This window comes from Sphingopyxis sp. 22461 (assembly GCF_052044915.1).
Classification (GTDB): Bacteria; Pseudomonadota; Alphaproteobacteria; order Sphingomonadales; family Sphingomonadaceae; genus Sphingopyxis.
The window spans coordinates 433,175-450,880 of the sequence record NZ_JBQENY010000002.1 but is presented as its reverse complement, the minus strand read 5'-3'; the positions used below and the strand labels follow the sequence as shown (position 1 = coordinate 450,880).

Here is a 17,706-nt window from a genome sequence, read left to right as displayed (position 1 = left end):
GATTGCGGAAGCCTTTGGAGGGACCGGGCTGGAGATCATCAACTATTGTTCCAATCCTCCCTGTCGCGCAGCGATGGGGAGGTGGCAGCGCGAAGCGCTGACGGAGGGGCCATGGCGCGACGTCGCTGCCCGTCCACCACGCCCTTTGGGCGCGGTCCCCCTCCCCATGGCCTGCGGCCACGGGGAGGATTTCCGTCAGTTCTTCGACTTGTCGACGAGCTGGTTCTTGGCGATCCACGGCATCATCGCGCGGAGTTCAGCGCCGGTCTTTTCGAGCTGATGCGCGGCGGCGGCCTTGCGGCTCGCCTTCAGTTCGGGCTGGCCGGCCTGGTTGTCAAGCACGAAGTCCTTCACGAAGCGGCCCGACTGGATGTCGGCGAGGACGCGCTTCATTTCGGCCTTGGTTTCGTCGGTGATGATGCGCGGGCCGGTCTTGATGTCGCCATATTCGGCGGTGTTCGAGATCGAGTAGCGCATGTTCGCGATGCCGCCTTCATAGAGGAGGTCGACGATCAGCTTGGTTTCGTGGAGACATTCGAAATAGGCCATTTCGGGCGCGTAGCCCGCCTCGACCAAAGTTTCGAAACCCGCCTGGATCAGATGGGTGATGCCGCCGCAGAGCACGGCCTGTTCGCCGAAGAGGTCGGTTTCGCACTCTTCCTTGAAGGTCGTCTCGATGATGCCGCTGCGGCCGCCGCCGACGGCCGAGGCGTAGGAGAGGGCGAGCGCCTTGGCGAAGCCGTTACCCGACGAACCCGCGCCCTGTGCTTCCTGCGCAACCGCGATCAGGCAGGGGACGCCGCCGCCCTTCTGATATTCGCTGCGCACGGTGTGGCCGGGGCCCTTGGGCGCGACCATGAAGACGTCGATGTCGGGGCGCGCGTCGATCAGGCCGAAGTGGATGTTGAGGCCGTGCGCGAAGGCGAGCGCCGCGCCGGGCTTCATGTTCGGGCCGATGTCGTCGGCATAGATTTTTGCCTGATGCTCGTCGGGGGCGGCGATCATGATTACGTCGGCCCATTCGGCGGCTTCTTTGTTCGAAAGCACCTTGAAGCCCGCGGCTTCGGCCTTTTTGGCGGTTGCCGAACCGGGGCGGAGCGCGATCGCGACGTCCTTGACGCCGCTGTCGCGCATGTTCTGCGCGTGCGCGTGGCCCTGGCTGCCATAGCCGACGACGGCGACCTTCTTGCCCTTGATCAGATCCTGGTCGGCGTCGCGATCGTAATAAACCTGCATGTCTTTCTTCCCTATTATTCGTCATCCCAGCGCAAGCTGGGATCGGTCTCGGTGTTAAACTGCGTGCGATCCCAGCTTGCGCTGGGATGACGGTGACTCAGAGCGCCTCCGACCCGCGGGCGATGGCGACGACGCCGGTGCGGCCGACCTCGACCAGCCCGCATTCGCGCATCAGCGCGATGAAGCGGTCGACCTTGTCGCTCGTCCCGGTGATTTCGAAGATGAAGCTGGTGAGCGTCGTGTCGACGACCTTGGCGCGGAAAACGTCGGCCATGCGCAGCGCCTCGATGCGCTTGTCGCCGGTGCCCGCGACCTTCACGAGCGCGATTTCGCGCTCGACATGCGCCTCGCCCGCGTCGTTGAGGTCGATGACCTTGTGCACGGGAACGAGCCGGTCGAGCTGCGCGATGATCTGGTCGATGATCGGCGGCGGGCCCGAGGTGACGATCGTGATGCGCGACAGCGCGTGGTCGGCGGTAATATCGGCCACCGTCAGGCTTTCGATATTATAGCCGCGCGCGGTGAACAGCCCGGTGATCTTGGCGAGCACCCCGGCTTCGTTGTCGACGGTGATGGCGAGCACATGGCGCTCGCCGGCTTCGGTTTTGATTTTCATATGTTTTACACCAGTGCCTTGGCTTCGTCGTCCATCGTGCCGGTGACGTCGCTCGGCTGGAGGAGCATTTCGGTGTGCGCGGCGCCCGAGGGGATCATCGGGAAGCAGTTGGCGAGCTGCGCGACGCGGCAGTCGACGATCACCGGTCCCGGGGTCTCGATCATCTTTGCGATGCCGTCCTCGAGCTGCCCCAGATTGTCGATGCGCAGGCCCGTCCACCCGTAAGCGTCGGCGAGCTTCACGAAATCGGGCAGGCTGTCCGAATAGCTGTTCGAATAGCGGCTTTCATAGGTCAGTTCCTGCCACTGGCGGACCATCCCCATCCATTCATTGTTGAGGATGAAGATCTTCACCGGCAGGCGGTACTGGCTGACCGTGCCCATTTCCTGGATGTTCATCTGCAGCGAGGCTTCGCCCGCGATGCAGATGACGAGGCGGTCGGGGTGCGCGATCTGCGCACCGACCGAGGCGGGGAAACCATAACCCATCGTGCCGAGCCCGCCGCTGGTGAGCCAGCGGTTGGGCGCCGCGAAGCCGAAATGCTGCGCCGCCCACATCTGATGCTGGCCGACCTCGGTCGTGATGATCGGGTCGAGCCCGCGCGTCGCGTCGAACAAGGCCTTCACCGCGCGCTGCGGCATGATTTCGGCGCTGGCGTCCTTCTTTTCGGGGAAGTCGAGGCAGCGCGTTGCGCGCCAGCCGTCGACGCGGCGCCACCATTCGCCCAGGTCGCGGCCGTTGTGGCCCGCCGCCTGCCAGCCCGCGATGATCGCATCGAGCGCGCGGCCGGCATCGCCGACGATCGCGAGGTCGACGGGGACGATCTTGTTGATCGAGCTGCGGTCGATGTCGATGTGGATCTTCTTCGAATCGGGCGAGAAAGCGTCGAGGCGTCCCGTCACGCGGTCGTCGAAGCGCGCGCCGACCGCGATGATCAGGTCGGCGCGGTTCATCGCCATATTGGCCTCGTAAGTGCCGTGCATGCCGAGCATGCCGAGCCATTTCTCGTCGTCCGACGGGAAGGCGCCGAGGCCCATCAAGGTCGAGGTGACCGGCGCGCCGGTGAGCGCCACGAGCTGGCGCAGCGCCGCGCTGGCGTCGGGACCGGCGTTGATCACGCCGCCGCCGGTGTAGAAGATCGGGCGCTCGGCCGCGGCGATCATCGCGACCGCCGCGGCGATCGCATCGGCGTCGGGTTCGACCTGCGGGCGATAGCTTTTGTGCGCGATCTTTTCGGGGATCACATATTGGCCGGTCGCAACCTGCACATTCTTCGGGATGTCGATCACCACGGGGCCGGGGCGGCCGTGCGTCGCGATATGGAATGCCTCGTGCATGATCGGGCAGAGGCGGTCGGGGTCCATCACCAGATAATTATGCTTGGTGCAGTGGCGCGTGATGCCGACGGTGTCGCATTCCTGGAACGCGTCGGTGCCGATCAGCGCGGTCGACACCTGACCCGTCAGCACGACCATCGGGATCGAATCGAGCAACGCGTCGGTGATGCCGGTGACGGCATTGGTCGCGCCGGGCCCCGAGGTCACGAGCACGACACCCGGCTTGCCGGTCGAGCGCGCATAGCCCTCGGCCGCGTGCGTCGCCGCCTGTTCGTGGCGGACGAGAATGTGCTGGATCGTGGGGTGTTTGTAGAGCGCGTCATAGATGGGAAGGACCGCGCCGCCCGGATAGCCGAACACCGTATCGACCCCGAGGTCGACCAGCGCCTGAACCACCATGTCGGCACCACTCATTTCCGTCACGACGAAACTCCTTCCAAACACAAAAAGGCAGCGCCTTGTGCGCTGCAACAGGGTGCGGGCAATAGGTGTATGATTCTAACCTGTCAACAGCTTATTACGCAATATTATTGCTAATTCCTTGATGGAATCGATGTTTAATGACTCGGTGTGGCGCGGCCAGTCAGCGGGCGGCTGGTTGCGGAACCACGTATATTGGCGCTTTGCATATTGGCGGGTCGCGGCTTGGGTGAGGTCGAGCGCCTCGGCGCGGGTGATTTTGCCGCGGAGGTGGCCGGCGATCTGGGGGACGCCGATCGCGCGCATCGCGGGGAGGTCGGGGTCGAGACCGCGTGCGAGCAGGGCTTTGGCCTCTTCGACCGCGCCGCGTTCGAACATCTGGACGAGGCGTAAGTCGCAGCGGTCGCGCAGCCAATCGCGCGGGGGCAGGAGGACCAGCGGGGCGAGCGCGATCTCGCCCTCGATGCCGCCCGCGATCGCCCGCTGCCAGTCGGCGAGGGTGCGGCCGGTCGAGCGTACGACCTCGAGCGCGCGTGCGACGCGGGTGGTGTCGGCGGGGTTGAGGCGCGCGGCGGCGTCTGGATCGGCGGCGGCGAGCGCGGCGTGCGCGTCTGCAACCGGGAGCGCGCGGACCGCCTCGCGAATACCCGGGTCGATCTCGGGCACCGGCGCGATGCCGTGGAGCAGCGTGCGCATATGAAGGCCGGTGCCGCCGACGAGGATCGGAACCTGTCCCGCGGCGTGCGCGTCGACGATAACGCCGCGCGCCTCGTCCGCCCAGCGCACGGCGTTATGCGCGTCGGCGGCGTCGATGTGGCCGAAGAGGCGGTGGGGCACGCCCTCCATCTCTTCGCCGGTCGGGCGCGCCGAGAGGATGCTCAGGTCGGCATAGACCTGGCTCGCGTCGGCGTTGACAACGAGCGCGTCCCGGCCTGTCTCGGAAAGAGATTTTGCGAGCGCGACCGCCAAAGCGCTCTTGCCGCTGGCGGTGGGTCCGGCGATAAGTGCCACGGGAGGCCGCGTCCTGGCGGTCGAGAAAGAAGGAGATGCCATGTTCGTCGCGACGCTGATAGCAGCAGGAAAGCTGACCGACGAGGTGGTTCGCGAAGGGATCGACCGGCTTGCGGCGACGGGGCACGATGTCGGTGCCCCGCACTGGATCGACGAGCATGACGCGGCAGACATCGTATTCCACGGCAGCCTGGTGAGCGCGCGCAAGGAACTGGCGCTGATGGACCATGGCTCGCTCGACATCGTCGTCCAGCCGCTGGGCGACCGGACCAAGAAGCTGATCATCGCCGACATGGATTCGACGATGATCACCGTCGAATGCATCGACGAACTCGCCGATTATGCGGGGCTGAAGCCGCAGATCGCGGCGATCACCGAGCGTGCGATGCGCGGCGAACTCGATTTCCGCGCGGCGCTGGAGGAACGCGTCGGCCTGCTCGCGGGGATGCCCGAGACGACTTTGGTCGACTGCCGCATGGAGCGCGTGCGGCTGACGCGCGGCGCGCGGACTTTGGTGCAGACGATGAAGGCGCATGGCGCGCATTCGATCCTGATTTCGGGCGGCTTCACCGCCTTTGCCGGCCCGGTGGGCGAGGCGATCGGGTTCGACAAGGTCGTCGCGAACGAGCTGGAGATCGCGGGCGGCAAGCTGACCGGCAAGGTGCGCGAGCCGATCGTCGACAGCAAAACGAAACTGGAGACGCTGAAGGCCGAGGCGGCGAAGCATGGGCTTCCGCTCGCCGAGACGCTGGCAGTGGGCGACGGCGCGAATGACATTCCGATGATCACCTCGGCGGGGCTGGGGATCGGCTATTATCCGCATCCCGCGGCGGGCGAGGCGGCGGCGGCGGTGATCCGGCATCATGATTTGACGGCCTTGCTGTGGGCGCAGGGCTATCCGCGGCGGAGCTGGGTGCTGGGCTGATATATGTCGGGAGGGTTTGTCGCGAACTGGTTGATCAGCCTTACGCTGGCGATACAGGCCGCGCCCGCTCCTGTTCAGGAGCTATGCGCGGGCAGTCGGCTCACGCTCGGGAATCTGGGCGTTTCGGTTTCGCTCAAACAGGTCGGCGAAGCGAAGCCCTTCGCGGACTACATCCATTTCCGTGCCCTGAGCAAAGATGGCACGCTGGAGTTGTCCGCCGCTTATGTAGCCGATGCGGCGGGCTCACTGACACCGCACAGTTTTTCCGTCCAGACCCGGCCGCAGCGTCCGCCGGAGGACAGAACGCGCGAAACCGTCAGGTGGCGGCTCGCCGACGAGGCGTGGGCATCCTATCCTTATTCGCTGAACCCCGATCAGCGCGGCAATTACGATTTCAGGATTGCCCAATCGGGCGGGCCGGGGCTGTCGTTCCGGACCGAGTGGCTGGAGCGCTTGCCGAAGGGCGGTCGCTTTTCCGTGATGCGGGTAACGGAGAAGGGGGAGGAACTGGGCACGGGTTCGGTTGACTATCCGGGTGCCGCATTGATTGCGGAAGTCTTCGCCGAAGCGAGGACACTGGCGCTGGCCAAACTCGCGCCGTGCAAGCGGCCGGCGGGTTTCGTCCGCCCGGCACCCTCGGACTGAATCGGACAGATATATGACCAAACACCGCATCTATTCGATCAGCGTCGCGAGCGTTTATCCGCATTATATCGCCAAGGCCGAGAAGAAGGGGCGGACCAAGGCCGAGGTCGACGAGATTATTCGCTGGCTGACCGGCTATAGCCAGGCGGCGCTCGAGGGCGAGCTGGCGAAGGGCACGAATTTCGAGGATTTCTTTTGCGGGGCGCCGAAGCTGAACCCGGCGCGCGAGCTGATCACCGGGGTGATTTGCGGCATCCGGGTCGAAAATATCGAAGAGCCGTTGATGCGCGAGCTGCGTTATCTCGACAAGCTGATCGACGAGCTGGCGCGGGGCAAGAAGATGGAGAAGATTTTGCGGAGCTGATCACGAACGATGACGTGATGCGGTTTCTCCTGTCAATATTAACAATGTCAACATTGCTGTCGTTCAAATGCGATCGATATTTACGACGTTAACACTGGTGCGGAAATTGACGTCGGCGCGATGGTGGGAAGCGGCCACGCCGCCGACAGGATTGGTGTCAGTCCTTCGCCTTGACCTTGACCCACACATGGACCGTCGCGGCGAATTTGCCCGGTTCGGGTTTGCCCACGTCGATCCGTTCGGCGGTGACGAGTTCGCCCGTCGCGAGGTTGAAGCTTGCCCATGGTTTCGGCATGCGGCCGAAGGTCATTTTCTGGATCGGCTGGCCGGTGGCGGTGTTCATGATTGTTGCGGTGATACCCATGGCGGCCGGGTAGCGGCAGCGCGATGATTCTGTCCAGTGGGGAAAGCGGGATGGTTATGCGGCCGCGGCGATTTCATCCGCCAGCCAGCCGCGGAAGCGCAGCATCGCGTCGTTTTCGGGGCGCGACATCAGGCGGGTGAGCCAGTAGCGGCCGGCGTCGATCGTGACCGCGAAGGGCTGGACGAGCAGTTCGGCGGCGAGTTCGCGGGTGAACATTGCCGGCGGGGCGAGTGCGACGCCCTGACCTGCCGCCGCCGCGGTCGCCATCAAGGCTGAGCTGTCGAAGACGGGACCGCGGAGGACCGGGACGGGCACGCCCGCGGCGGCGAACCAGAGCGCCCATTCGTCGGCGCGGTACGAGCGCAGCAGCCGCTCGTGGATCAGGTCGGCGGGGGTCTTGAGGCGCGCGGCGATCGCGGGGGCGCAGACCGGCGCCATCCGCGCGGCGAGCAAGGGTTCGGCGTGGGTGCCGTGCCAGGCGCCGTCGCCGAAGCGGATCGCATAGTCGAGCGCCTCGCCCGCGAGATCGACGCGGTTGTTGTTGGTCGAGATGCGCAGGTCGATCGCGGGGTGCAGGCGCGCGAAGGCGTCGAGGCGCGGGAGCAGCCAGCCGGTCGCGAAGGTGCCGACGACGCCGACCTTGAGCGCCTCGCGGAAGCGGCCGCCCGCATATTGGTCGAGCGTCGCGGCGACGCGGTCGAAGGCATCGGCGACGACGGGGACGAGCGCATGCCCCTCGTCGGTGAGCGCGAGCCCGCGCGGCAGGCGGTGGAAGAGGCGCGTGCCGAGGCGACGTTCGAGCTGCGCGACCTGATGGCTGACCGCGCCCTGGCTGACGCAGAGTTCGATCGCGGCGCGGGTGAAGTTGAGGTGGCGCGCCGCGGCCTCGAAGGCGCGGAGGGCGTTGAGGGGGAGTTGGGCGCGGTCCATTGGGCTTCCTGTATTGTGATATGGCCTACCTCGTCATCCCGGACTTGATCCGGGATCCATGGCCCGACGGCGACGCGAGTGGACCCCGGATCAAGTCCGGGGTGACGAAAGCTTTGAGAGAAATGTATGAGAAATTCTCATGGCTTTGTCGAGAAATCATGCTTTGTGGGCGGCGCCCGAGCGCGGCATCCCGGTAGGGAAGGGAGACAGATATGATCGCGATGATGACAATTGCCGCCTGGCTTGCGGGTGTGAGCCATGTGCCGCTGCCGCTCGCCCAGGAGGCGAAGGTGCAGATGGTGGCGGGCGCGGTCGCGCCGGGTGCGGACGACCCGTTGACGCGGCCGATTGCGGCCTCGCGCGCGGCCGAATGGCTGGCGCCCGCCAGACCTGAGAAGATTTTCGGGACGAGTTATCTCGTCGGCTTCGGCGGGCTGAGCGTCGCGCTGATCGATACCGGCGACGGGCTGGTGCTGGTCGACGGCGCGCTGCCGCAGGCGGCGCCCGCGATCCTCGCCAATGTCCGCGCGCTGGGGTTCGACCCCAAAGACATCAAATTTATTCTGAGCACCGAGCCGCATTTCGACCATGCGGGCGGGATCGCCGCGCTGGCGCGCGACACCGGCGCGACGGTGGTCGCGAGCGCGCGCGGCGCCGAGGGGCTGCGGTCGGGGAAACATGCGGCGGACGACCCGCAGCTCGCCTATGGCGGGAGCTGGCCCGCCGTGACGCGGCTGCGGGTCGTCAAGGACGGCGAGGTGCTGAAGCTGGGCAAGGCCGCGATCACGGCGGTGGCGACGCCGGGGCACACGATGGGGAGCATGAGCTGGAGCTGGCGGGCGTGCGAAGCGAAGGCGTGCAAGACGATCGTCTTTGCGTCGAGCCTCAACCCGGTGTCGGCCGACGACTATCGTTATACTGCGCCGGCGAGCGCGCCGATCGTGAAGGCGTTCGAAGCGAGTCATCGCAAGATGGACGCGCTCGCATGCGATATCCTGATTTCCGCGCACCCCGACAATGCGGGGAGCGGACGATATAATGACCAGCCGGGTGCGTGCCGCGCTTACGCCGAGCGGTCGCGCAAGGCGCTGGCAGCGCGTCTCGCGAAGGAAGCGGGCGGATCCTGACCCGCCTGCCGCGACTCTTCAGGGAAGCGGCGGCTCCGCCTGGAACGGATCATAGCGGGCCGGGTCATAGGCACCGAAACGCACGGCGCCCTCGGTTTCGCTCCATCCTTTCGACAGCGCGACCGCCACCTCGCCGTCGTCGTCGAGGAGAGCGCGGTGCACGGCGGCGCAGGGCACCGATGCCTGGTCGCGGCAGACCAGCGGCCCCGGCGGGAGCGGATCGGATCGCCAGACCTGGCGAAGTGTCGCGGCGGTGCCGGGATCGTCGGCCTGCAGCTGGCGCCAGGGGCCTTCGGCGAGCGCCGCGACGTCGGTGCGGCCGGCAAGCAGCTCAGCCAGGGCGGCTTCATGGGTGCCCGCGTGGCGCCGCGTCGCAAAAGCCGGGGCGCGACCGGTGCTTCGCAGCGCGGCCGCCTGAACCAGTGCGCCGGACGTCGAGCCCGGCAGCACTTCGGTGTAGCGCAAGTCGCCGGCGCGCGCACCGAGGGCGTCGAGCGATGCGAGGCCGCTGTCGCGGCGCACCAGCAGGACGCCCCGATAGCGATCGAGCACGGCCGGAGGCGTGGAAAGGACGGCGATCGGCCGGACATCCGGGCAGGAGCGAGCCTCGACGAATGCGCCGAGATTGGTCATCGCAATGTCGATCTCGCCGCGGCAGAGCGCCTTCGCCAGCGCTTCGGGCGTGTCGAGCAAGCGGACCTCGGTCGGCCGCCCGGACGCGCGTTCGACGAGTGCGGCAAGCGGCGCCAGCGCAACCGACCGGTCGTAGCGCGGATAATGATAGGTGCCGACGCGCAGCGCCGGTGGTGTTTCAACCGGCGATGCCCACGCCGCGAGAAGGGTCAGAATCATGACCGCGCGATGGACGGGACGGTCGCCGAAGCAAAGGATTCTACGACGAACGACTTGTCGGCGCGACTAGCGATCCAGCACCAGACAGGCTTGACCGCTCTTGCGCACGCTCGCGCAGAAGCTCTCGGCGTCGCCCTTGTTCGCGAAGCCGCCGGCCTGGAGGCGGGTGAGCTTGCCGCTCTTGACCAGATAGGGCGTGCGGCCGGCGAAGGCGGGATTTTTCTTTTCGAGCGCGGTCCAGAGATTACGGGCGTTCGCCTCGACGCCGAAGGCGCCGAGTTGCGCGCGCCAGGGGCTCGCGGTGCCGTTGTGGACGCGGACCGGCGCCGGAGTGGCTGCGGCGGTGGCGACGGGGGCGGCCTTGACGGGTGCGGGCTTGACCGGCGCGGGTTTGGGTTCGGCGGGCTTGGGCGCGGGCTTTGCCGGTTCGGGCTTCGGCGGGAGTTTGCCGCTTTCGGGCGGCGCGGCGTAGGTCGTGCCCGGCTGGCCGGTCGCGGCGACGGCGTTGGCGGTCGCTTCGGCGGCGGCGGCTGCGGCGGCGCTGGCGACGGGCGACGAGGCCACCGCGACACTGCGGATCGGTTCGGGTTTGGGCTGCGGTGCCGGTGCGGGCTTGGCGGCGGGCGGCGTGTCGATCACCGGCGGCGGTGTGTAGCGGGTGCCGGGGGTCGAGGCGGGCAGGCTCGCGACCTTCACCGGCGAGGCCGCCGGCACGGGTTTGGGCGCGGGCGGCGCAGCGGCGTTGACCGCGGCGAGGCGCGCCTGCTGTTCGCCGCGCTCGATTTCGGGGAGCAGCGCGAGGCCGCGCTGGCGCTGGTCGAGCGGGATCAGATTGTCGAGCTGCGCGAGGCGCGCCGAAGCGATGCCGAGCCCGGCGTCGCTCGCGCGCTTGGTCAGCGCATAGGCGCGCGGCCAGTCCTCTGCGGCGAGGTCGCCGTTGAAGTGCGCGGTGCCGAGAACATATTGCGCGCGCGGTTCGCCGCGCGCGGCCGAATTGATGATGAAGGGCATCGCCTCTGCGCGGCGGTTCGCGGTGAAGAGCACGAGGCCGAGATTATCCTCCGCCTGCAAATGCCCCTGCTTGGCGGCGCGGCGATACCAGGCCTCCGCCTGCACGAGATCGGCGGGAACACCGCGGCCGAGCTTATAGGCTTGCCCCAGATTGAATTGCGCATCGGCGTCGCCGGCGAGGGCGAGCGGGCGCCATTCGGCAACGGCGGCCGCATAATTGCCCGCCTGCCAGGCATCGACGCCGTCCTTGACGTCGGCATAAGCGGGTGCCGCGAGCATCGATGCCGCGATCAGCGGCAGAGCCAGCGAAAGGGCGGTGCGGAAAGAACGCATCTTATTCTCCAATGACTTGCGCCGCATGAGGCCGGCTGCAGTCCCCGGGGTCTTTATAGCGCCAATTGGCTAACACGGCGTTAGCGACAAAAGCGCCCACGCCAAACTTGATCCGTTCTGGTACAAGTTCGTCTTAGGAGAGTGTTTACCATATTCGCGAGGAAGTCGTTCACCCTCTTTTTATCATCGTTAACCCAATTTTAGCGCCCCGCATGGCATCCCTTCGCCGAATTCTGGATTTCCGAGGGGGTAAACGCAGTGCGCGTATTGGCATTGGCTTCACAGAAAGGCGGGTCGGGAAAGACCACGCTGTCGGGGCACCTCGCGGTGCAGGCGCAGCTTGCGGGCGCCGGCCCCGTCGTTCTGATCGACATCGATCCGCAGGGCTCGCTCGCCGACTGGTGGAACGAGCGCGAAACCGACCTTCCGGCCTTTGCGCAAACGACCGTTGCGCGGCTGGCTTCCGACCTCGAAATCCTGCGCCAGCAGGGCTTTAAGCTGGCGGTCATCGATACGCCGCCGGCGATCACCATGGCGATCCAGAGCGTGATTTCGGTCGCCGAACTGATCGTCGTCCCGACCCGGCCGAGCCCGCATGACCTGCGTGCCGTCGGTGCCACCGTCGACCTGTGCGAACGCGCCGGCAAGCCGCTGGTGTTCGTCGTCAACGGCGCGACGCCGAAAGCGAAGATCACCAGCGAAGCCGCGGTCGCGCTGTCGCAGCACGGCACCGTCGCCCCGATCACGCTGCACCACCGCACCGATTATGCCGCGTCGATGATCGACGGCCGCACGGTGATGGAAGTCGATCCCAACGGACGCTCGGCCGACGAGATCCGCCAGCTGTGGACCTATATGAACGACCGCCTCGAAAAGAATTTCCGCAGGACCGTATTTGCCGCGCCGCTGCCCACACAGGGCAATTATGGCGCGGTTCGCCCGATGGGTGGTGGCTTTGGCCGCCGCATCGCTGGCCAGTGACGGGGAGTACGGGAATCATGGGCGAACCAAAACCTCTCGCATCGCTGAGCGCCGGACTGCTTGCCCGCAAGGGTGGAGCGCGTCCCGCCATGCGCCGCCAGCCGCTCGGTAGCGGCCCCGCACCCCTCAACCCCGGCGGTTACGACGACCTCGGCTGGAACGACATGGGTTATGATGTCGATCCCGACCAGTCGGCCGAACCCGCGCGGATGCTCGACCTGAAGCCTTTGCTCACCGGATCGGTGCTGGCGCATAATGTCGAGGCCGAACATGCGGTCGACGAGAGCGTCGGTCACGAGCTGACGCCCGAATTTTCGGCCGAATATACAGGCGAACCGGTCGGGCTGACCGAGGATTATGGCGTCGACCAGTATGAGGCCGAAGCCCCCGAGGTTCCCGAAATCGTTCGCCAGCAGGAATCGCTGATCGAACGCGTCGCCGCGGTGGCGCGCAAGGTCGAGGCGCGTCCGGCGCCGGCGCCGAAGAAAGAAAAGGCACCGCGCGCGCTCCGTGCCCGCGAAAAGGCCGCCTTCACGCTGCGCCTCGACGCCGAGCGCCATCTGCGCCTGCGCCTCGCGAGTGCGGTGACGAACCGGTCTTCGCAGGTGATCCTGACCGACCTGCTCGACGAATATCTGGCTTCGCTGCCCGAAATCGACGCGATGGCGAGCCGCCTGCCGGCGACGCGCCCGGTGCGCGGACAGCGCTGAAGAATAAAGAGGGGGACCCGTCATGAACCGCAAGATGCTGATGAACCTGGCCGTTTCGGGTTTTGTCCTGAGTGTGGCCACCGGATGCAGCGGCATGGGCAAGATGGCCGACGCGCCGTCGCGCGCCGCCGGCAAGCCCGCGATCGCCGCCAAGTCGGCGAGCGATGCGCGCGTCGCGCTCGAAGCCGGGAAAGCCAGCAAGGCGGTCGGCCTGGCCGAAGCCGCGGTTCAGGGCAGCCCGCGCGATGCAAGTTATCGCGCGCTGCTGGGACAGGCGTACCTCAATGACGGGCGTTTTGCATCGGCGACCGCGGCGCTGACCGAGGCGATCGAACTCGGCGCGAGCGACGGCAATACGGTGCTTTCGCTGGCGCTCGCGCAAATCGCGCAGGGCAAGGGCAGGGAAGCCGTCACGCTGCTGACCGAGCATCGCGCTGCGGTGCCGGCGTCGGACCTCGGGCTGGCGCTGGCGCTCGCGGGGGACAATGAAGGCGCAATCTATGTGCTGAGCGAAGCCGCGCGCGCCGAAGGCGCCGGGGCACGGACGCGGCAGAATCTGGCGCTGGCGTTCGCGCTGTCGGGCCGCTGGGCACAGGCGCGCATCCTTGCTTCGCAGGATCTGTCGATCGCCAAGCTCGAAGGGCGGATGGCCGAATGGTCGAAGCTGGCCGAACAGCCCGATGCGCAGATGCGCGTCGCGAGCCTGATCGGGACGAAGGCGCGGCAGGATGCCGGCATGCCGGTCCAGCTCGCGCTCAGCAATTTTGGTGACACGCAAATGGCCGCAGCCGAGCCCGCAATCCAGCTCGCGAGCGCCGATCCGGCGCCGGTCGCCGATTATGCGCCGCCGCCGCCCGTCCTTGCGGATGCGAGCAGCGCGATCCGCAGCGTCGAACTGCCGATGCCCGAGCGCAACGCCGATGGCGTCGTGCCGGTGACTGAATTGCCGCAGCCGAAACCCGCGGGCGAGGTGATCCTTGCCGACGCCGCGCCCTATCGCGCCGCACCGCGCATTGCCGGCGAAGGGCGCATCCGCCCGGCGCAGCAGCAGGCGCTCGAGCTGGCGACGGTGCTGATCCCGAAGGCGATGGGTTTCGACGCGAAGAAGCCGAGCGGCTGGGCGGTTCAGCTGGGCGCCTATGACAGCCTCGGCATTGCCAAGGAAAAATGGGGCACGCTGAAAAAGCGGAGCGCCATGCTGGCGAACTTCCCGGCGTCGAGCCACGCCGCGACGGTGAACGGCCGCAATTTCTATCGCCTGACGGTGAACGGCCTCGCGACGCGCGCCGACGCGACGAGCCTGTGCAACGAGTTGAAGGCGCACGGTCAGACCTGTTTCATCCGCGCGATGGGCGGCGGCGAGACGATCCAGTGGGCGTCGAAGGCCAGCACGATGCGGCTCGCTTCGCGCTAAAAGACTTTACCCGGATAAGGGGGAGGGGCGTGGCCGCGAGGCCGCGCCTCTTTTGTTTGGGGGTGTCCGGGTCCGACCGGTTGCCGACTCCAACACTCTCGTCACCCCGGACTTGATCCGGGGTCCCGCTTGAGGTCGGAGCCAGCCGATGCCTCAAAAAGCGGGATCCCGGATCAAGTCCGGGGTGACGAAGGGTAAGGAAACAACGTTCGCTCACCACCCCAAAGCAGACCTAACGGATGCGCAGTCCGCCCTTCCACATCATCGTCGCGCGGCCTTGCACGGGCATGCCGTCGAAGGGCGTGTTGCCGGCCCAGGCCGCCATCTTCTTCGCGTCGACCTGCCAGGGCGTGCCCTCGTCGACGAGGATGAGGTCGGCTTCCTTGCCCACCGCGAGTTTGCCGGCGTCGACGCCGAGCAGGCAGGCGGGAGTGCCCGCGAGCAATTCGAACAGGCGTCCCGGCGAGATATGGCCGTCGCGCACGAGGCCGAGGCCGAGCGCGAGCAGGGTTTCGGCGCCCGCCATGCCGGGCAAAGCTTCGGCGAAGGGCAGGCGCTTGTCTTCGGGGCCGCGCGGGTCGTGGCCCGAGGCGAGGATGTCGATCGTGCCGTCGGCGATCGCGGCGAGGCACGCGTGGCGATCATCCTCCGACCGCAGCGGTGGCGACAGGCGCGCAAAGGTGCGGAAATCGCCGATCGCGGTGTCGGAGAGCAGCAGATGCGCGGGGGTGATGCCGCAGAGGACGGGCAGACCCTTCGCCTTCGCGGCGCGGATCAGGTCGAGCCCGCGCGCGGTGGTGACCTGGCGGAAATGGACGGGCGCGCCGGTTTCCTCGACGAGCGCGAGGTCGCGCGCGATCGCGATCGCCTCGGCGATGGCGGGGGCAGAGGCGAGGCCGAGGCGCGTCGCCATCTCGCCGTCGGTCGCGACCGCGCCGGCGGTGAGCCCCTCATCCTCGGCGTGGATGATCGTGACGAGGCCGAGCGAGGCGGCGTAGGCGAGGACGCGGCGCATCACGCCGCTGTCGGCGATGCGGCCGCGGCCGGTGGCGATGGCGCGCGCGCCCGCCTGTTTCATCAGGCCGATTTCGGCGAGTTCCTTGCCCGCGAGTCCTTTTGTGGCGGCGGCGAGCGGGTGGACCCAGAGGTCGGGCTTGCCGCCTTTCGCTGCCCGCTCGACGAGCCCGGCGCCGTCGAGCGGACCGTTGTCGGGCATCAGCGCGGCGCGCGTGATGCCGCCGAAGTGGAAGGCGGGCTTGTCGGTCGCGAAGACGCCGAGGTCGATGATCCCGGGGGCGAGCCACTGGCCCTTGGCGTCGATGGTCTCGGTGCCTTCGGGAAGCTCGGCCGGATCGAGCGCGGCGATGCGGCCATCGACCACAAGCAGGCTGCCCGGACGCGGCGTGTCGCCGTCGATCAGCTGCGCGCCCACGATATGGAGGGGCTTCAGTTCCATCCGGCGACTCCCCGCTTGCGGCGCGTCAGGATGTCGAGGCATGCCATGCGCACCGCGACCCCCATTTCAACCTGCTCGGTGATCGTCGAGCGCACCGGATCGTCGGCGACATTGCTGTCGATCTCGACCCCGCGGTTCATCGGGCCGGGGTGCATGACGATCGCATCGGGCTTGGCTTTCTCCAGGCGTTTCTCGGTGAGGCCATAGAGCGCGTGATATTCGCGCGCGCTGGGCAGGTACGCGCCGTCCATGCGTTCGTTCTGGAGGCGGAGCATCATCACGACGTCGGCGTCCCTGATGCCTTCGTCCATGTCGGTGAGGGTCGTCACATGCATGCGGTCGATCGCGGGCGGGGTGAGCGTCGGCGGCGCGACGATCCGCACCTCGTTGCCGAGCAGGGTGAGCGCGAGGATATTCGAGCGCGCGACGCGGCTGTGGAGGACGTCGCCGCAGATGGCGATGGTGAGCCCCTCGACGCGGCCGAGGCGGCGGCGGATCGTGAGCGCGTCGAGCAACGCCTGCGTCGGATGCTCGTGGCGGCCGTCGCCCGCGTTGAGCACGGGGCAGTCGACCTTGTCGGCGATAAGCTGGACCGCGCCCGAGCTGCCGTGGCGGATCACCATCGCGTCGGCGCGCATCGCGTTCAATGTCATCGCGGTGTCGATCAGCGTCTCGCCCTTTTTCACGCTCGACTGCGCGGCGTGCATGTTGACGACGTCGGCGCCGAGGCGCTTGCCCGCGATTTCGAACGACAGCAAAGTGCGCGTCGAGTTTTCGAAAAAGGCGTTGATGATCGTGAGGCCCGCGAGCCGGTCGTCATGCTTGGCGGCGCCCGAGCGGTTGAGGTCGACCCACTGCTCGGCGGCGTCGAGGACGTAGGAAATCTCCCACGGGGTGAGCTGGGCGATGCCGATCAGGTGGCGATGGCGAAAGGCATCGCCGCCGGGCGGATAGTCGCTGGCGGGTCGGATTGTTGAGCTTGTCATTAAAGCCGAGCGTCTACGCAGGCGGGGCGATTCTGGCAAGTATGATCCTCCCTGTCGCGCAGCGATGGGGAGGTGGCAGCGCGGAGCGCTGACGGAGGGGCTATGAAGCGACGTCGCCGCCCCTCCACCACCGCCTACGGCGGCGGTCCCCCTCCCCATGGCTTTGCCACAGGGAGGATTAAGCGATGAGCAAGTCGAGAAAGCCGAGCGCCCAGAGCGTGAGCAGGATGAGTTCGAGAATCAGGATCGCGATCATCCGCGCCGCAAAGGGCTGCTTGCGCGTCTTGTGCCGGACGAAGCGCGAAGCGGCGAAAGTGCCGGCCGCGCCGCCGAGGCAGGCCCAGCCGAGCAGGGTGGTTTCGGATATGCGCCGCGCGCCGCTTTCGGCGAATTTCTTGTCGAGGATCATCAGCACGAATGCGATCCCGTTCGCGGCGATCAGCCAGGCGACGAGATAGCTGGTCAACCGCGCGTCATCGCGTCGATGGCGCCTTGCAGGATGAAGGCCGCGGCGGCGCTGTCGACGCGTGTCGCGCGTTTGGCGCGGCTGACGTCGGCGGCGATCATCGCGCGCTCGACCGCGGCGGTCGACCAGCGTTCGTCCCACAGCAGCAGGGGGAGGGCGAGCGGCGCGAGGTTGCGCGCGAAGGCGCGCGTGCTTTGCGTGCGCGGGCTGTCGGTGCCGTCCATGTTGAGCGGGAGGCCGACGACGAGGCCGACGATATTGTGCTGCGCGATGAGGGCTTTCAGGGTCTCGAAATCGACCGAGAATTTCTTGCGGATGATCGTCTTGTCGGGGGTCGCGAAGCTCCAGTTCACGTCGCAGAAGGCGACGCCGATGGTTTTGGTGCCGACATCGAGGCCCATGATGCGGCCGCCGTTGGGGAAGTGGGCAGCGAAATCGGGGGCAGCGGTGGTGATCATGCGTCGCCTTTATCGCCTAAGCTCGTCATGCTGAACTTGTTTCAGCATCCATGGTCCCGAGCCG

Annotated in this window: 19 protein-coding genes; 7 read left to right on the top strand and 12 right to left on the bottom strand. The window is 67.1% G+C overall.

The genetic code is table 11. The features are described from left to right. Window positions 1–195: 195 nt before the first annotated feature. The 4 genes from ilvC to miaA all read right to left on the bottom strand — a co-directional run bounded on the left by ilvC (window position 196) and on the right by miaA (window position 4,662). Window positions 196–1,236: a ketol-acid reductoisomerase gene (ilvC, locus tag ACTJI5_RS04785; protein WP_056371067.1), complete on the bottom strand. Its 1,041-nt coding sequence runs from the start codon at window positions 1,234–1,236 to the stop codon at window positions 196–198. Window positions 1,237–1,333: 97 nt separating this feature from the next. Next, window positions 1,334–1,852: an acetolactate synthase small subunit gene (ilvN, locus tag ACTJI5_RS04780; RefSeq protein ID WP_037518885.1), complete on the bottom strand. Its 519-nt coding sequence runs from the start codon at window positions 1,850–1,852 to the stop codon at window positions 1,334–1,336. Between the two features lie 5 nt (window positions 1,853–1,857). After that, complete coding sequence (ilvB, locus tag ACTJI5_RS04775) at window positions 1,858–3,612, bottom strand: biosynthetic-type acetolactate synthase large subunit (RefSeq protein ID WP_440859522.1); 1,755 nt, start codon at window positions 3,610–3,612, stop codon at window positions 1,858–1,860. Window positions 3,613–3,687: 75 nt separating this feature from the next. Then, window positions 3,688–4,662, bottom strand: coding sequence for a tRNA (adenosine(37)-N6)-dimethylallyltransferase MiaA (miaA, locus tag ACTJI5_RS04770; protein WP_440859521.1), 975 nt, complete (start codon window positions 4,660–4,662; stop codon window positions 3,688–3,690). Here miaA and serB point away from each other — a divergent pair. Genes serB through ACTJI5_RS04755 form a run of 3 tightly spaced genes read left to right on the top strand, consistent with a single transcriptional unit; the run spans window position 4,661 to window position 6,554 of the window. Beyond that, window positions 4,661–5,545, top strand: coding sequence for a phosphoserine phosphatase SerB (gene serB / locus ACTJI5_RS04765; protein WP_137894115.1), 885 nt, complete (start codon window positions 4,661–4,663; stop codon window positions 5,543–5,545). The genes miaA and serB overlap by 2 nt on opposite strands. A 3-nt stretch (window positions 5,546–5,548) precedes the next feature. Continuing rightward, on the top strand, window positions 5,549–6,190 hold the full coding sequence (locus ACTJI5_RS04760) for a hypothetical protein (protein WP_440859520.1): 642 nt from the start codon (window positions 5,549–5,551) through the stop codon (window positions 6,188–6,190). A gap of 13 nt (window positions 6,191–6,203) precedes the next feature. Continuing rightward, window positions 6,204–6,554, top strand: coding sequence for a DUF2200 domain-containing protein (locus ACTJI5_RS04755; RefSeq protein ID WP_440859519.1), 351 nt, complete (start codon window positions 6,204–6,206; stop codon window positions 6,552–6,554). Window positions 6,555–6,711: 157 nt separating this feature from the next. On the opposite strand, the gene ACTJI5_RS04750 is transcribed toward ACTJI5_RS04755, so the two are convergent. Continuing rightward, a complete protein-coding gene (locus ACTJI5_RS04750; protein ID WP_037518897.1) occupies window positions 6,712–6,918 on the bottom strand; it encodes a hypothetical protein in 207 nt (68 codons plus the stop codon). 54 nt (window positions 6,919–6,972) lie between these two features. Then, window positions 6,973–7,848, bottom strand: a complete 876-nt coding sequence (locus ACTJI5_RS04745; protein WP_440859518.1) for a LysR family transcriptional regulator — start codon at window positions 7,846–7,848, stop codon at window positions 6,973–6,975. 212 nt (window positions 7,849–8,060) lie between these two features. Between ACTJI5_RS04745 and bla the strand changes: the two genes are divergently transcribed. Continuing rightward, on the top strand, window positions 8,061–8,975 hold the full coding sequence (gene bla, locus ACTJI5_RS04740; protein WP_440859517.1) for a subclass B3 metallo-beta-lactamase: 915 nt from the start codon (window positions 8,061–8,063) through the stop codon (window positions 8,973–8,975). An 18-nt stretch (window positions 8,976–8,993) separates the two neighbouring features. Here the strand turns inward: bla and ACTJI5_RS04735 are convergent, their stop codons facing one another. Then, window positions 8,994–9,827 (bottom strand): phosphate/phosphite/phosphonate ABC transporter substrate-binding protein, encoded by an 834-nt coding sequence (locus ACTJI5_RS04735; protein ID WP_058536171.1) that lies wholly within the window; start codon window positions 9,825–9,827, stop codon window positions 8,994–8,996. Window positions 9,828–9,893: 66 nt separating this feature from the next. Continuing rightward, window positions 9,894–11,171 carry an SPOR domain-containing protein gene (locus ACTJI5_RS04730; RefSeq protein WP_440859516.1) on the bottom strand — a complete coding sequence of 426 codons (1,278 nt, stop codon included), beginning with the start codon at window positions 11,169–11,171 and terminating at the stop codon, window positions 9,894–9,896. Window positions 11,172–11,429: 258 nt separating this feature from the next. Between ACTJI5_RS04730 and ACTJI5_RS04725 the strand changes: the two genes are divergently transcribed. Genes ACTJI5_RS04725 through ACTJI5_RS04715 form a run of 3 tightly spaced genes read left to right on the top strand, consistent with a single transcriptional unit; the run spans window position 11,430 to window position 14,276 of the window. Further along, complete coding sequence (locus tag ACTJI5_RS04725) at window positions 11,430–12,152, top strand: ParA family protein (protein ID WP_037518907.1); 723 nt, start codon at window positions 11,430–11,432, stop codon at window positions 12,150–12,152. Between the two features lie 17 nt (window positions 12,153–12,169). Further along, a complete protein-coding gene (locus ACTJI5_RS04720) occupies window positions 12,170–12,862 on the top strand; it encodes a hypothetical protein (RefSeq protein ID WP_440859515.1) in 693 nt (230 codons plus the stop codon). 22 nt (window positions 12,863–12,884) lie between these two features. After that, window positions 12,885–14,276, top strand: coding sequence for an SPOR domain-containing protein (locus tag ACTJI5_RS04715; RefSeq protein ID WP_440859514.1), 1,392 nt, complete (start codon window positions 12,885–12,887; stop codon window positions 14,274–14,276). Window positions 14,277–14,508: 232 nt separating this feature from the next. Here the strand turns inward: ACTJI5_RS04715 and ACTJI5_RS04710 are convergent, their stop codons facing one another. The 4 genes from ACTJI5_RS04710 to ruvX form a co-directional block, all read right to left on the bottom strand. Next, entirely contained in the window at window positions 14,509–15,732 is a 1,224-nt protein-coding gene (locus ACTJI5_RS04710) for a dihydroorotase (protein ID WP_440859513.1), read from the bottom strand. Beyond that, the gene (locus tag ACTJI5_RS04705) at window positions 15,723–16,718 is read right to left on the bottom strand and encodes an aspartate carbamoyltransferase catalytic subunit (RefSeq protein ID WP_440859512.1); all 996 of its coding nucleotides are present in this window, start codon (window positions 16,716–16,718) and stop codon (window positions 15,723–15,725) included. The genes ACTJI5_RS04710 and ACTJI5_RS04705 overlap by 10 nt, the downstream gene beginning before the upstream one ends. 178 nt (window positions 16,719–16,896) lie before the next feature. Then, window positions 16,897–17,184, bottom strand: a complete 288-nt coding sequence (locus ACTJI5_RS04700) for a DUF1294 domain-containing protein (protein WP_440859511.1) — start codon at window positions 17,182–17,184, stop codon at window positions 16,897–16,899. Then, window positions 17,181–17,642 (bottom strand): Holliday junction resolvase RuvX, encoded by a 462-nt coding sequence (gene ruvX / locus ACTJI5_RS04695; RefSeq protein ID WP_439511426.1) that lies wholly within the window; start codon window positions 17,640–17,642, stop codon window positions 17,181–17,183. Before ruvX ends, ACTJI5_RS04700 begins: the two co-directional genes overlap by 4 nt. Window positions 17,643–17,706 lie beyond the last annotated feature (64 nt).